Here is a 15563-nt window from a genome sequence, read left to right as displayed (position 1 = left end):
ACTCATCGTCCGACATCAGGTCTCGTGCCAAGCTGGTCTCCATCGCAGATACCAGCTTGAATCATGATCAGGCGTCCCTGTGAATCCCTTTTGTCAACAGGCCCTAGTGCCCAGCGACCGTTCATAGCTGCCTGCACGCGTGTCCTGCCTCGCCGCAAGTTAGGTTCCTCTGACACCGCCTCCGGGCCCGAACGGCCGAAGAGCTGGCCCTTCTGCGGGGGTTAATTCGCGATAGCAGAGATGCTCACCGACCATCCGGTGATACGGTGGCAGACGCAGCTGAACCAGTGAGGGAGCCGTGAGATGGTCACCGATTTTTCCGAAATTCGGTCGGTGTGACGCCGGTCCACCTCTTGAAGGCTCTTGAAAAACTTGCGGCACTGGAGAAACCGAGCAACTCGGCGATCTCCTCGTTCAATGCGGAACTGTCCCTGTCGAGGATCTCCAGGGCCCTTTCTCTACGCACCTTGTCGCGGATCTCCTGAAACGACGTTCCCAGCCGAGTAAAGTTGCGCTGCAGGCTCTTTGGATGGACATCAAGGCGTTGAGCGAGATGCTTGATTCCGAAGGACCTTTCGCCAATTTCCTCGAGACAGGCTTTCTCCAGCCACTGCAAGACGGCCTCTCGGGGGGATGTATTTTGGAACTCTCCGCGCCTGGTGGGCGGAATCTCCCAGTCGAGGAGGAGCGGTCGCTTCAGCCATTCGGAGGGAAACCCGATCTGCACTCCGTTCCATTTCCGTTTCAGGAAGGAAGACCGTGGCACGAGGTCCGCCGGAATGCCGGCATTCTCTTGCGCCGAGACCGAGATCCGCGAAGGGTCGAATTCCTCGGCGGCCACCAACCGCAACAAGGTCACCCATATGCTTGCAGTCGCGGCATCCGCCTGAACGATCGGCGCGGCCGGGGTGAATGTCCTCTCTCCCCGGATCAGTGTGAACTCCGCATTTATCTGGAGGGAGTAGCGGATGTTGCTTATCTGCGTGTCGATTTCGATAATCGCCAGGGGCAGGAACTCGGCGAGCGTGTGTGATGCTGCAAAGCTCTGCCGAGCTTGAACTGGACCGGCCTTAACGAACTCCTCCGCGGCGCGCGCGGCGAAATAGGGATCGTCGAGCGCATCGGCCATTTCCTCTACCGCCCTGTAAAGCGCGTTGCCGGTGATCAGTGTCGCGGGGTCCGAAAGGTCGGAATGCTCGAGGCCAGCGGCCCGGAGGACCGGACCGGTCTTTCCACCCCGCCGCTCGAACAGGTTGATGAACGGCGCAAGCTGTAGCGCGCGGTTGAACACGATCCCTTCAGATACCATTCGGCTGTCTCCGGTGTGAAGCCCTCCCGTAGCTGTACGCGGCTTCATACCCCGTTGTCCCGACGCTGCGCCTTTCAGGACAGGATTCGACATAGCTTGTCCTCGAGGGGTAAGCCGCCCCCTTGGGTCATGTGCCTAATATCCGTTTGCCGACAGCCGCGATTCTTGAAGTCGGCTGCAGGCGAAGGGAGGTCGCTCGTGCTGCCAGTCAAAACCATGCGCGCAATCAACACCTTGGCGGTCTTGCTCGCGACAGCGACGACGGGGCTCGCCAACGACATCGTGATCCTGAACGGGCGCGTGATCGACCCGGAGACGGGGCTCGACGCCATCCGCAATGTGGGTGTGGAGGATGGCCGCATCTCCGCGATCAGCGAGTTCTCCCTTGAGGGTGACACGGTGATCGACGCCGCGGGGCACGTCGTCTCGCCGGGGTTCATCGACCTTCACGCCCATGGGCAGAGCATCGGCGACTACCGCATGCAGGCGATGCAGGGCGTGACGACCGCGCTCGAGCTCGAGTCCGGCGTCCTGCCGATCGGCGACTGGTACGAGGGTCAGGCGGCCAAGAACCTGCCGATCAATTACGGTGCGGCCGCGGGCTGGACCTATGGCCGGATCGCCACCTTCGACAACACCGATCCTCTGGCGACCGTCGAGTTCTTCCAGGAGGCGCAGGCGGAGAACGACTGGAAGATGGAGATCGCCGATGCCGATCAGTCCCGGCGCATCCTGTCGCTGGTGGAGCAAGGGCTCAAGGAAGGTGGCCTGGGCATCGGGATCAACGCGGGCTACGCGCCGGGATACGGCCAGAAAGAGTATTTCGCCCTTGCGGAACTCGCCAGCAGATATGGCGTGGCCACTTACACCCATGTCCGCTACGCGAGCGTCATCGAGCCGCAAAGCTCCTTCGAAGCGCTCAAGGAACTGATCGCCAACGCGGCTATCACCGGCGCGCATATGCACATCTGCCATATCAACAGCACCTCGATGGCGGATATCGAGGCCACGCTGGCCCTCGTGGACGAGGCGATGGTGCAGGGCATCAACATCACCGTGGAGGCCTATCCCTACGGCGCGGCGAGCACCGTTGTCGGCGCCGCCATGTTCACAGGGCCGGACTGGCGGGAGCGGATGCAATCGACATCCGAGAACTTCCAGCTTGGCGCCGACCGCATGACCGAGGACGAACTCGCCGATTATCAGGCCAACGAGCCGGGCACCTTCATCACCTGGCACTTCCTCGACGAGAGCAAGCCGCAGGACCTCGCCATGCTCGACATGTCGGTGACGCATCCCGCGACGCTGATCGCGTCGGACGCGACGTTCTGGTCCTATTTCGCCGACGACGGCACGATCCAGACCTATACCGGCGACGAGTGGCCGCTGCCGGACAACGTCTTCGCCCATCCACGCTCGGCCGGGACATTCGCGAAGATCCTGCGTTCCTACGTGCGCGAGCGCGGCGTGCTATCGATGAGCGATGCGATCCGCAAGATGTCGCTGATGCCGGCGCAGACACTGGAAGACTTCGTGCCGCAGATGCGCCGCAAGGGCCGGCTGCAGGTGGGCATGGACGCCGACATCGTGGTCTTCGACCCGGAGACGGTCGCCGACCGCGCGACCTTCGAGAACGCTAACCAGCCCGCTGTCGGCGTGCAGACCGTGCTTGTGAACGGCGGCTTCGTCGTAAGGGACGGGCAGTTTGTGCTCGACGCAGCCCACGGGCAGCCGATCCGAAGGGAACAGGTGCAGTGAGACGGCGTCGCGCAACATCCGAGCGAAAAGGAAGAATGCCAATGGAACTCAATTCGTCACCTGCCGCTGCGGTGTTTGCCTCGGTGCTTCTCTTCGCCGGCGCCGCTACAGCCCAGGACTACGATCTCGTCATCCTGAACGGGCGGGTGATGGACCCCGAGACCCTTTACGACAGCATCGCCAATGTCGGGATTTCAGACGGTCGTATCGTCGAGATTTCCAAGGAGCCGCTGACGGGAGCCGAGGAAATCGACGCTTCCGGACACATCGTCGCGCCGGGCTTCATCGACACGCATTTCCACTGGCAGCAGCCCATGGGCTATTCGCTCGGGCTTCGCGACGGACTGACCAGCAGCATGGACATCGAGGAAGGCTGCGCAGGCACAATCGTCGCCGAGTGGTACGAGGCGCGCGCCGGTGTCACGCAGGCGAATTACGGGTGTGCTTCCAGCCATGAGCAGGCCCGAGCCATCGTGCTCGACGGGTTCACCGACCGGGAAATCCTGCTCCATGGTCCAGCCGCGGCATTGGAGATTCGGAAGGGTTCGGGTTGGAGCCTGGCCGAGGCAGATTACGACACCGGGAACGAGATCCTGCAGATCATCGACAAGGGTTTGCAGGACGGTGCGCTCGGTATCGGCAGCACACTTGGTTACATGCGGGATGGCGTGACCTCGCGCGAGATGTTCGAGGTGCAGAAGGTCGGCGCGCGCTATGGCAGGCATACGGCCGTGCACACCCGGTTCACTCCCGACAACGCCACCTTCGAGAATCTTGGGCTGCAAGAAATCATTGCCAACGCGCTCGCACTCGACGCACCGGTCACGATCAATCATTACAACAATCCCGGCTGGCGCCTGGGTCAGGAGATCATCCAGCGTCTGCAGGAACAGGGCTACAACATCTGGGGCGAGATCTATCCCTATGCCGCCGGCTCGACTGCGTTGAACGCAGTCTTCCTGAAGCCGGAGAACTGGGTGGAACGGCTCGGGCATAGCTACGAGGACACGTTGCAGGACCCGGTGACGGGAGATTTCTACACGTTGGAAAGCTACACCGAAGCCGTGGAAGAAACCCCGACCAAGGAAATCGTGCTCTTCAAGATGCCGCCCGAAGACTCCGTGAAATGGCTGACACTCAAGGGCACGACCATGGCCAGCGACGCGATGTTCGCAGAGCCTCTGATGGCACCCTGGAACACGCCATTCGAGGAATTGGGCAACATGCACCCGCGCGGCGCCGGTGCGCGCGCGGCCACGCTGCGCCTCGGGCGCGAAAACGACATCCCGATGATGCAACTGTTGTCGATCCTCAGCTACAACGCGGCGCACCATTTGGGCCGTACAGGGCTGAAGGCCATGCAGGAACGGGGTCGGATGCAGGAGGGCATGATCGCCGACATCGTGGTGTTCGATCCCGAAACCGTGACCGACAATTCAACCTATGACCAGGGCTCGATCCCCTCGACCGGGTTCAAGGCGGTTATCGTGCATGGCGAGGTGACCGTGCGTGACGACGAGTTGCTGGAAGTCTTCGCCGGCCAACAGATCCGCTTCGAACCCGAGGATCGGCCGCGGTTCGAGACGGTATCGGAAGAAGCTTGGAATCTCGAGTTCTCGACCGGCATGCCGGATGTGGCGCCTGGCATTGCTCCGCCGGGAGTGAATTGAGCCATGGTGACATGGGTAGCCAAGGTCCGGACACGCTTTGGTGTCGGGCTCGTCGCGGTAGGGCTTGCCGTCGCGAGTGCCCACGCGGAGCCCATCCCGATCGGTTTTCGCGACCTGCCGGACCCCGCCGCGCGGGACTTCGAAGACCCCTTTCGCGGGATGGGGTTCGAGATGCTCGAAGAACTCCGGACGGTCGTCCGTCTCGAGCAGCGGCTCGAGAGCAATGAGGTTGCGGGAGATGCGCGGCCCAGGCTGGAAGCGCGGCTCGAGACGGCGCGCGAGACTCTCTCTGCCGCGGGCCATGACATCGAGGGCTTGCTGGCCCAGAGATGGGGCGTGGCAGAGGCCCGAAAGCGCGCCCTTTTCGCCACCAATCCGGACCTCCACGAGACAGCGGCAATGATCGAAGGCTTCCTCATTCCCGCGGGCACGGACGAAGACGGCCTCAGGGTCGGCTATCTCGTGCCACAGGTAGGAATGTGCAGCCACATGCCTCCACCCCCGCCAAACCAGCTGATCCGGGTGACGTTCGATGCGGCTTTTCCGGCGCCGAACCTCTACACCCCGGTCACTGTCGCGGGGCTGCTCGCGGTTGACGAGACCGACGCGACCATCTTCGTCCTCGATGGCGAGGTTCGGATGTCGAGCATGTGGAACCTTGACGCAACCGAGGTAACGCTGGCAGCCAACCCGGATGGAGCCTCATCCCTCAGTGCATGGCAAATGAGAAGGTTCTCCCATGGCGACCGCGCCGCGGGCGGCCAGCCGCCAAGCAGGAATTGAAATCACAAGCCATCGAATGGGTGGTGTCAGACCAATTCGAACCCGTCTCCACAAGGGCAGGGTCGCTGTCCCTTATGACGCGCCGAGGCCGCGCCACTCGGCGAGAGCGGCGGCGCGGTTGAGCTTGAAGTGTTGTCGCGAATAGAGGTGGCGTTCCTGACTGAAATGATTGACGACCGAGGCGTGGACGGACGCGAACATCTGCAGACTTCGCATCCGCCGAAACCGCTGCATTGCCCGTTCTCGCCGTCGGAACGGCAGGTGCGAATTCTCCGCCCGATTGTTGAGCCGGCGACCAGTTGCCTGGCGGTCGGCCGCACCAACCTCCTTCAATGCGGCGCTATAGGAGCGCAGCTTGTCGGTGACGAAAATGTGCGGGCGACCGTAGCGCTTCATTGATTTCTTGAAGAATTTCAATGCCGCCTTCTTGTCCCGCGTCTTGGTCACGAAGCTCTCGAGAACCTCGCCCTCATGATCGACGGCCCGCCACAAATAGTGCCGCTCACCGTTGATCTTCACAAACATCTCGTCGAGGTGCCATTGCCACTGCGGCCCAGAACGCAAGCACTCGGCGCGTTTCTTGCGGATCTCGGCCGCGAACATCGGTCCGAAACGCTGCCACCAGAACCGGACCGATTCATGGCTTATGTCGATGCCACGCTCGTGCAGCAGGTCCTCGAGGTTGCGGAGCGAGAGCGGGAAGCGCACGTACATCATNGCGAACATCGGTCCGAAACGCTGCCACCAGAACCGGACCGATTCATGGCTTATGTCGATGCCACGCTCGTGCAGCAGGTCCTCGAGGTTGCGGAGCGAGAGCGGGAAGCGCACGTACATCATCACCGCCAGGCGGATGATCTCGCGGCTCGTCTTGAAGTATTTGAACGGGTCAGGTTTCGACATCAAGCGACGCTAGTCGGCGCCCTGCCTCGCCGCAAGCCAGGCTCCTCTGACACCGCCCAGCCGGGAGTGCCTGGCGATCCGGGTCAGGCGGAAGCTGAGTTCGGTCGACGTCATCGATGCTCTCACCGATCTGTTCATCCTGCGCGGAACACCCACCTACATCAGATCCGACAACGGCCCCGAGTTCGTCGCGCAGGCGGTCCGGGATTGGATTGCCGCCGTCGGTGCCAGGACGGCCTACATCGAACCAAGATCACCCTGGGAGAACGGATACTGCGAGAGCTTCAACGCCAGGTTCCGGGACGAGCTGCTCAACGGCGAGGTCTTTTACAGCCTCCGAGAGGCCAAGATCCTCATCGAGCAATGGAGGAAACACTACAACACGAAACGCCCCCACAGTGCTCTGGGCTACCGCCCGCCGGCCCCTGAACCCGTCATCCCGATGGACCAGAGGCCAGTCATGCACTAACAATCAAATCGGACCACTCAGGTGGGGCTGATCACTCACCGCCGTTCTCATCAAGTCGGGTTTCTCTGACAAGACCCTATGCGTCGCTATATGACAAGTTGCTCTGACACCGCCCGACTTTCGCATCACGCAAGAATTTGGTCGCCAAACCAGAAATCGTCGGCCGCGAATGTATGGTCGGCAGCATCCGCGAATGTCAGACTGTCCCCGCTCGCGAAGCTCAGAACCTGGTCGTTTCCGACGACACCGAAGGAAAGCTGATCGAAGCTAGTTTCCGTGAAGCCAAACAACCAGACAACGTCGGCCTCGGACTGGTTGAAATCAAGAACAACGTCGTCACCGTACCCCAGGTCGAAATGGAAGATGTCGGCGCCAAGTCCACCCGACAAGACATCGCTCCCGAAATGGCCGGAAATTTCGTCGTTTCCTGCCCCACCCTCGAGCGTGTCGTTGCCACGCATACCCACGAGGACATTGTTGCCGTCGTCGCCGCGAAGGATGTCATTTCCGTCGCCCGAGACAGCATTCTCGATGGAGGTGCCCGTTGCGAAGCTGGCGATTTGTACTGGGCCACTGCCATCGTCCGCGGTCATGCCCAAGGCAAGATCGAGGTCGACGTCTGCGGTCATCGCCGCGAGGTTCAGCCAGTCGGTACCGGCGGCATCATCGATGACCACCCGACCCATTTCGGCCGCAAGACCAGTCGAGAGCATTTCATCGGTATAGGTATAGACATCGTCCAAAACGACGCTTCCCGAAGATCCGTAAAAGTCCAGGGAAATGGCGTCGATCGCGTTTCCATCGTACTCGGTGCCGTAGTTGTCGATGTCGAAGGAAACGTCATTTTCCTCGAGCGTGACCGTCCACGTCCCGTTCGGGTCTTCTCCTCGGAAGGCATTGGCACCGAAATTCCATGTGACGTCGACCGAAAGCAGAATCAGCCCCAGGAAATCGTAGGCCGGCGTGTAGTCATTGATCGGTAGATCGAGAAGACTGACCGTCGTGCCGTCCGGAGACGTCAGGGACAGTGACACTTCCTGCATCAGGGTCGTGCTCAGTTGGATCGCGATATCGACGTATTCCAGATCCATTGCCGGACCGGAATAGTCGAATGTCCAGTTCGCTGTGTCGCCCGCGCCTGAGACACTGAGCCCATCCGGGGCCATGGTGCCGGTGGAGAAGTGCGCCTCGTTCTCCGAAGTTTGGGGCGAGCCGAAGAGACCCCAAACCTCAGCCATGCGGACGGCGCCATGTGCATTTAGCGCTCCGAATCCGTAGTCTTCGGAGAAGTGCATTGCACCGCCATTCCAAGTCTGGCTGCCGTTCCACGTTCCAGCGAAGAATTCGACCGGTGTCTCGACCAGCGACTCGAAGACCCCGTCGATGTCGAGATCGGTCGGAACGAGTTCGGTTGCCGTGTTCAGGACGCCGATTTCGGAACCGGTCCAGACCGCGGATTGGGCGAGGATGTTCTGGACATCGCGCCATCCGAGATCGGGGTTCGCTTCGAGCATCAGCGCCACGACTCCGGCGGCCGTCGGAGTTGCCGCGGATGTTCCGCCGAAACCACTCGTGGCGTAGGCGGAGCTCCAACTGCCGTCGGCGTAGCCATAGCTGCCATCGCGGTCGGTCGTCGGAATTCTCAGATTGCTTTCGGGAAGCAAATTGCCTTCTTCGTCGGCGACCGTAAGTCCGCTTGACGGCGCCGAGATCAGGATATTGGCGCCGCGGTTCGAGTACCAGGACACGTCCCCGTCGGAATCGTAGGCGCCGACGGTGATCGAAAACCGCGTCGCATCGTTTGCGTCGCCCTGCGAACTGTCGGCCCAGTTGCCCGCGGCCTTGAGAACGATGGTCCCAAGCCCGTCGCGGCCAATTGTCACCGCTTCCTCGACGGCTGCAAGATATGCCAGTGTCGATGCAACGGTGTCGTTCAGATAGACAGGTGCCGCACCCCAGCTGTGATTCACGACGTCGAATTCGTCCATTTCGGCGATCGCGTATTCGAATCCGGAGAGGTCGGTCGTATTGTTGATCGAGGCCGGACCGCTGAAGATGTTCACGCCGACGATCGTTGCATCGTAGGCGATCCCGATGGTTCCTTCGCCGTTTTTCTCGGACGCGATGATGCCCGCAACGGCGGTACCATGGCGGGCTTCCTCTTCCGCCACGGGAAGCGGGTCGAGAACCGAACCATTCCAGACAAGGTGTCGGCTTGCGTCGTAATTACCGTCGAGATCCACGTGACCGTAGGCGATTCCGTCGTCGTAGATGGCGACAACGACGCCGTCACCTGTGTAGTCCTGCCAGACAGTTTCCAAACCGCCGAGCATCCCGAGGTTCCACTGCTCCGCATAGAGAGGGTCGATGTCGGGTTCGGGAGCGGGTTCGACGACGATCGTGAAATCCGAGGGTCCGGTCGGGTCGCCCGACACGTTTCCGGCGAGATCCGTGGTCCTAAGCGAAATGGCCCGCGTACCTTCCGCGAGGCCAGACAACGAATAGCTCCACTGCCCGCTAGCATCGGCGGTCGTTTCGCCGGCATAGACCCCGTCGACGAAAACCTCGATGCGGGAAAGGCGCTCGGACGTTCCGCGCAGCATTGGACTTGAATCCGATGTCGATCCGCCGTTTGCGATCGCGAGCGAATCCGGCACGCTGCCACTGTCGACGAGAGTTTCGACAATGACCGCATCCGTCACGACCGTGTCGATCTCGACCACGAGATCGCTCGTCCAGGCTTCGTTGCCGGCCGTATCCCTCACCAAGGCACGAAAGACGTGTGTGCCTTCCGCGAGGATCCCGGGATCTGCCGTCCAGCTGCCGTCGGTCTGAACGGTCGCTGTGACCGACGATGTAAGATCGGGAGCTCCGTCGACGACGGCGTACACCATGACAGTCGCTCCGGGCTCCGCGATGCCCTGGAGGATCGGAGTGTCATCGGATGTAACGCCATCTCCGACGATACCAGTGTCCTCCTCGATCCCGGAAATCTCTGCGAATTCCACCGTTGTATCGATCGTCAACTGGAAGTCGTCCGATTGCGACGAATTTCCGGCCACGTCGGTGACGATTACATGAAGGAGATGCGCTCCGTCAGAAAGCGCTGTTGACTCAATCGTCCATCTTCCGTCCGTCGAGACCGTGGATCCGAGCAGGGTGCCATCCGCCTCGCGAAGCGAAACGGTCGCGCCGGCCTCGGCTTGACCTGTCAGGACAGGCGTGCCGTCCGAGACCAGAACGTCCGGATCGGCCGACCCGTCCGACGCAAGGACGGTGTCGATCGTGGCGGCAGGTGGCGTCGTGTCGAGCACGATGTCGGTTGAGGACGTGTCGCTCTGGTTGCCGGCGTTGTCGGAGAGGCGCGCGAGAACGGCGTTCGAGCCCTCAACAAGGGTGCTTCCCGTTGTCGTCAGATCGACGAAGCCCTGGTCGATGTCTGCCTGGGTCAGCACCCTAGTGACATCGACGGAACCATTGACCACAAGATCGACTGTATCTCCGGCCCGTACGGTCGGATCGAAGGCGATCCGGAAGGTGGCCAAAGTGTCGTTTGTGATTCCGTCGCCCGGAAAGCCGCTATCGGACTCGAGCAAGAGCACTGGGGCACTCGCCGTTGGCGCTTCGGTGTCCACACCTTCAATCGACAAGTTGTAGGGTTCCGTCGAGACGGTCTTTGTTCGGCCGTTCTTTGGGTTGACGTCCTCGTAGGACGCAACAACCGTGAAGTCGCCGCTCTCGTCGTCGAACGTATCCGAACCATATTGCGTGTTGTTCAGCGACCCGTAGTCGATTGACCAGTACCAGGTGCCATCCTGTTCGTACCACGTTGCCGTGGTTCCCACCCAAGTCGTCCCAGTTGCGGGATCGGTTGCTGTAATGGTGATGGCTCGAGACGGGTCGCCCGTGCCAAATAGGCCCGTGCCATCCGACGTTGGGCCAAGCACGGCAAACACAGTCCCGGTATCGCCGTTGCCTCCGCCTTTTCCACCGCCTGCTGGTCTGGGCATATCTTTTCTCCCCATCCAATTTCTGGCGCCCTCCCGACTTCACGGCACCAAGTTTTCGATAATATGGCAATGTGGATCGACGAATTACGGTCTGAATTGGGTCAATTGTTTTGCTAATTGATACAATCGGAAGGGATGCGAAGTTCTGTTCCAAAACTTTCGTTGTTTGCCGGTCGTGAACTCACTGTTTCAAGATCTTGGGTGATCAGGCAACCTCAAATTGCTAGTTCTTTACGGCGTCAACTCGGTCACAATTCGGTGCTGGAATGCCTCCTCTGATTTGGTCCGACGTTATGTTTAGATGTTTGATCCCACGGTTTGATGGTGCGATCCATTCGGAGACTGGTTCGAATCCGTCTGACAGCTCCGCTGGCTAGCAATCCGGATCGGTTGGTCACCAAGGACGAACAGGTCGAACGGGTCTGGGACGCGCGTTTCATCTCCGACAGTGCGATCTCGACCGCGGTCAAGGAAGCCCGCAAGGCGGTGGGGGAGGTGGTGTCAGACCAATTCGAACCCGTCTCCACAAGGGCAGGATCGCTGTCCCTTATGACGCGCCGAGGCCGCGCCACTCGGCGAGAGCAAAGGCTCGGTTCTTCTTGAAATTTACCCTCGAGTAGAAGCTGCGCTCCAAGTTGAAATGGTTGAAGACGGAGGCGTGGACGGCGGCGAACATCTGCAGACTTCGCATCCTCCGAAATCGCTGCATTGCCCGTTCTCGTCGTCGGAACGGCAGGTGGGANACCCTCGAGTAGAAGCTGCGCTCCAAGTTGAAATGGTTGAAGACGGAGGCGTGGACGGCGGCGAACATCTGCAGACTTCGCATCCTCCGAAATCGCTGCATTGCCCGTTCTCGTCGTCGGAACGGCAGGTGGGAATTCTCCGCCCGATTGTTGAGCCAGCGACCAGTTGCCTGGCGGTCGGCCGCACCGACCTCCTTCAATGCGCGCTATAGGAGCGCAGCTTGTCGGTGACGAAAATGTGCGGGCGACCGTAGCGCTTCATTGATTTCTTGAGGAATTTCAATGCCGCGTTCTTGTCCCGCGTCTTGGTCACGAAGCTCTCGAGAACCTCGCCCTTATGATCGACGGCCCGCCAGAGGTAGTGCCGCTCGCCGTTGATCTTCACAAACATCTCGTCGAGATGCCATTGCCACTGCGGCCCAGAACGCAAGCACTCGGCACGTTTCTTGCGGATCTCGGCGGCGAACCTCGGTCCGAAACGCTGCCACCAGAACCGGACCGATTCATGGCTTATGTCGATGCCACGCTCGTGCAGCAGGTCCTCGACGTTACGGAGCGAGAGCGGGAAGCGCACGTACATCATCACCGCCAGGCGGATGATCTCGCGGCTCGTCTTGAAGTATTTGAACGGGTCAGGTTTCGACATCAAGCGACGCTAGTCGGCGCCCTGCCTCGCCGCAAGCTAGGTTCCTCTGACACCGCCAGCGACGCTAGTCGGCGCCCTGCCTTGCCGCAAGCCAGGTTCCTCTGACACCGCCGCTGCGAAGGCAGTGCCATGCGCGCTTCCGGTTGACGAAACAGCCCAGATCAGCCGCGGTCCGGCGTGTACCAGATCGGTGATGTGTAGGCTCTGTCCTGCTGGATGGCAGGAACACCTTCTGGAAGGCCAACCTCGAAGAAGGCAGCGTCATACGTGGTCCAGCGCGGCGTCGGAATTTCGAGCACGCGCACGTAGTAGAACGCGCGCTCCGCGGGATCAAAATCGGGATCCTCCCAGTAGGCCATCATCTGCGCCTCGCCGATGTCGTTCGTGTATGTCGCGCTGGGGATATCCACCGTGTTGCCAACGGGCGCATCGCATTTTCCATCGACGATGACGCGGCCGTCCGAGCAGGCAACGTCGATCACCTGCTCGCGCAGTTCGCCGCCGATATCCAACCATCCTTTGACGACCTGAATACGGTCGAGGTTGGCCCCGTCGGGGTCGCGTAGCGCCCGGATCATCAGGCGCGGAGCCGCCCCTTGAGGCGCGGACGCAAGGTCGCCGCCCATCGGAACGCCCCCAGCATAACCGGTCTTTGCAAAGTCCGGTCGCAGCACGTCAGCGGGATCGTAGTCCCAGCCCGCGAAGACCCGCACGGTGATCCGGCTGCCGGTGGTGGCGTATGTCTCCTTGCGCTTCATGGCATCGAAAAGCGCCGTGCGCGTGTTCTCCCTCGCCCAGACGCCCTGAAGGCCAGAGGCGAGCGTTTCGAACTCGTAGGTGCCGGTGCCCTTCCCTTCAGGGTCCGGGACAATCTGTGCGTTGAACCGGTCGGCAGACGGTTCCATCGGGGTGACCTTCCCAAAATAGTTTTCCTCGCGCGTTGTGGACAAGCCTGTATGCGCATCTGTTGCGCCGACCATGCCGAACTTGAACGGGTTCACGCCGAGATCCTGTTCCAGTTGGAGGCCCAGCTTGAGCGCGCCTCGCGCGTACTCATTTGGCAGCATCTCGGGCGATTTGGCCTCGCCGTTCCAGTTTCCGCGATCCCAAGTGCCGTAATCGGCGAACTCGTCGTCCGGCGACAGAAGCGGATGCGCCTCGCCGTCTCCCTTCATCTGCGTGACTTCGTAGAGCGGTTCCAATCGCGCACGGCGCTCTGCATAGGCAGCGTCGATCGGGTTGCCCGACATGTCTTCGACGGCGAACATCACGCCATTGGAAAGATTGCCGTTGTGCGGAATGGCAAGAAGGTCGCCGCCGGTTTCGGCTACGTAAGTCTCCATCCAGTTCCAAAGATCTTTTGGATCGTCGGAGTCCGTCGCCCCGAACGGGAGAAACCGGTTCGCCTTGTCAGCATTGTCCCGGTACACGACCACGCGGTGCAGGTTGTTCCCGCTCGGCGCCGACGACCACTCGTAACCTATGAAAGCGGTGAAATTTCCCGGGTTGTTGTAGGTGTCGGCATATCCGGTGATCTCCTCCCATATCGGGCGCGCGACATTGGGGTCACCGAGCGGGTCCTTGCCCCCGACAATGACATTGAAGCCCCAGTTCTCAAACGCTCCATAGATGTCACCTGCCTGATACATCTCGTAGGTCGAGCGTCCGACTTCCGTAGCCAGGAGCTTCGGGTCGGCCCGTTCCAGCATCTGCGAAACCCCGAGGCTCTCGGCATGGTCGGCGACAACCAGCCAGTCGAGCGGACGCACCAGTTTGACTCGCATGCCCATGCTCGCCGTCACTTCCTCGCCGCGCGCGAAACGATAGGCATCATCCGGGCCGAGCCGAGCTCCGACCAAGCCCGCATCCCAAGAATATGAAGTATGAAGGTGGGTATCGCCCCAGAATACCCGGTTCGGGAAGTCCTGTCCTACAAATGGCGAATACTGGCCCGCAGTCGAGCTAAACTCGTCCCGAGATACCGCGAAGTCGGCCCCGAACGACTTACCCTCCTGTGCCAGGGCCGCGCCGGAGCATATCATTGCAAAGCAAAGTCCCGAAACAAATCTGAGCATCGTCTATCCTCCTTCAGGAAGTGCGATGAGCCACTTCTTCAAATGTAACTTACCATAGCTTTCTGCTCCGCGATGACCTCAGTCAATCGCGCACTAAGCGCCGAGCCGTGGTCATCGGTAAGGCTGCGGAATTCGATCATGGCGGAATGCTGCCGCGAGGCTTTTGTCGACGCCAGACGCAGATCGCCTCCGCCTTTCAGGAGGACTCGTCAAACGTTGACTCAGCGTTGACAAGAATTGCACGTACGCAAAAACCGCCCCGATGGGCGACATGCATATCCATGATAATATTAGGGGTTTTGGTTTGCGGGGGCAGGATTTGGCCTTCACCGAACAACCGCGGGAATGTGACCTTACATCAATTATCATCATCAATTTACGAGACCACCAAACACCGCGGTGACGGGCGCCAGTGCTGCGGGTGTCGTAGGCGCCGTCCGCGGTCATCCGCTCCATCTAGCCGCATGGATTCGCGAAGTGAATCCTTCAAACTCAGAGTTCTGCAACAGCTCCCGGCCGATCCACCATCTGACACCAACAGGCAGCGACCATGAGCGATCGACTGCGGAGCGAACTCTGAACCCGGCGAAGGCGCAGACCTTAAACAGAAACCTTGACCAGAGCGATAAGAGAACTTTTTAGGGGCAGTTTATCTGCCTGCGGTCGAAATCTGCGCTCAGTCCATTGCATCCATGGACCCAACTTATCCGACCTGCCTCGCGGGATTTTTTCCGGAATAGCCGACCGATTTCAGTAGTCTATCAACGCCACTATGACTTATCGAGTAACCCCGTTTCTGTAGCTCTACCGCTATAGCTCTAAGCGACAGCCCCTTCACCTTCAGCCGCAGGACCATCTTGAGAATTGCCTCACGGTTGCCGTTTGCCTCGAGTTCCCCATCGGGATTGACAGAGAAGCCAATCGGCACGTTACCCCCGAGGTAGCGCCCCATGAGCCGGCCCTCTCGCTTCCTGAGCCGCATGCGCTCTCGTAGAAGCTGAGGTTCAGTTTGGGCCAGCGGCTCCAAGATTGAGATGAATGTCTCTAACAGCTTTCCTTGGGCGATGTTGGCACCGCGATCCACGCAATGGGTGGTGTCAGACCAATTCGAACCCTTCTCCACAAGGGCAGGATCGCTGTCCCTTATGACGCGCCGAGGCCGCGCCACTCGGCGAGAGCAGCGGCGCGGTTCTTCTT

Annotated in this window: 8 protein-coding genes and 2 pseudogenes; 4 read left to right on the top strand and 6 right to left on the bottom strand. The window is 60.5% G+C overall.

The window, feature by feature from the left end:
• Positions 1 to 307: 307 nt before the first annotated feature.
• Entirely contained in the window at positions 308 to 1309 is a 1002-nt protein-coding gene (locus tag R5H32_RS19790) for an AraC family transcriptional regulator (protein ID WP_318340390.1), read from the bottom strand.
• 198 nt (positions 1310 to 1507) lie between these two features.
• Between R5H32_RS19790 and R5H32_RS19785 the strand changes: the two genes are divergently transcribed.
• The 3 genes from R5H32_RS19785 (at position 1508) to R5H32_RS19775 (ending at position 5520) form a co-directional block, all read left to right on the top strand.
• On the top strand, positions 1508 to 3067 hold the full coding sequence (locus tag R5H32_RS19785; RefSeq protein ID WP_318340389.1) for an amidohydrolase family protein: 1560 nt from the start codon (positions 1508 to 1510) through the stop codon (positions 3065 to 3067).
• Positions 3068 to 3108: 41 nt separating this feature from the next.
• Positions 3109 to 4737 (top strand): aminoacylase, encoded by a 1629-nt coding sequence (locus R5H32_RS19780; RefSeq protein WP_318340388.1) that lies wholly within the window; start codon positions 3109 to 3111, stop codon positions 4735 to 4737.
• Positions 4738 to 4908: 171 nt separating this feature from the next.
• Positions 4909 to 5520, top strand: coding sequence for a DUF3299 domain-containing protein (locus tag R5H32_RS19775; protein WP_318340387.1), 612 nt, complete (start codon positions 4909 to 4911; stop codon positions 5518 to 5520).
• Positions 5521 to 5592: 72 nt separating this feature from the next.
• On the opposite strand, the gene R5H32_RS19770 is transcribed toward R5H32_RS19775, so the two are convergent.
• Entirely contained in the window at positions 5593 to 6246 is a 654-nt protein-coding gene (locus R5H32_RS19770) for an IS6 family transposase (protein ID WP_412099051.1), read from the bottom strand.
• 235 nt (positions 6247 to 6481) lie between these two features.
• Between R5H32_RS19770 and R5H32_RS19765 the strand changes: the two are divergent.
• A pseudogene (locus tag R5H32_RS19765) lies at positions 6482 to 6892 on the top strand (integrase core domain-containing protein); the annotation flags it as partial.
• A gap of 125 nt (positions 6893 to 7017) precedes the next feature.
• Here R5H32_RS19765 and R5H32_RS19760 read toward each other — a convergent pair.
• The 4 genes and pseudogenes from R5H32_RS19760 to R5H32_RS19745 form a co-directional block, all read right to left on the bottom strand.
• Positions 7018 to 10737 (bottom strand): Ig-like domain-containing protein, encoded by a 3720-nt coding sequence (locus R5H32_RS19760; protein ID WP_318340385.1) that lies wholly within the window; start codon positions 10735 to 10737, stop codon positions 7018 to 7020.
• Between the two features lie 904 nt (positions 10738 to 11641).
• Positions 11642 to 12291 (bottom strand): annotated as a pseudogene (locus R5H32_RS19755) (IS6 family transposase); the annotation flags it as partial.
• A gap of 161 nt (positions 12292 to 12452) precedes the next feature.
• Entirely contained in the window at positions 12453 to 14366 is a 1914-nt protein-coding gene (locus tag R5H32_RS19750) for a DUF3604 domain-containing protein (protein WP_318340384.1), read from the bottom strand.
• A 703-nt stretch (positions 14367 to 15069) separates the two neighbouring features.
• Positions 15070 to 15563, bottom strand: a 494-nt coding sequence (locus tag R5H32_RS19745; protein WP_318340383.1) for a hypothetical protein, incomplete at its 5' end; no start/stop codon positions are given.

It is taken from the genome of Defluviimonas sp. D31, assembly GCF_033436765.1.
Classification (GTDB): Bacteria; Pseudomonadota; Alphaproteobacteria; order Rhodobacterales; family Rhodobacteraceae; genus Albidovulum.
This window is presented reverse-complemented; position numbering and strand designations above follow the sequence as displayed.

Coding starts and splice junctions, on each gene's coding strand:
- R5H32_RS19790 (WP_318340390.1), bottom strand. CDS start 1,309: ATGGTATCTGAAGGGATCGTGTTCAACCGCGCGCTACAGCTTGCGCCG.
- R5H32_RS19780 (WP_318340388.1), top strand. CDS start 3,109: ATGGAACTCAATTCGTCACCTGCCGCTGCGGTGTTTGCCTCGGTGCTT.
- R5H32_RS19750 (WP_318340384.1), bottom strand. CDS start 14,366: ATGCTCAGATTTGTTTCGGGACTTTGCTTTGCAATGATATGCTCCGGC.
- R5H32_RS19775 (WP_318340387.1), top strand. CDS start 4,909: ATGCTCGAAGAACTCCGGACGGTCGTCCGTCTCGAGCAGCGGCTCGAG.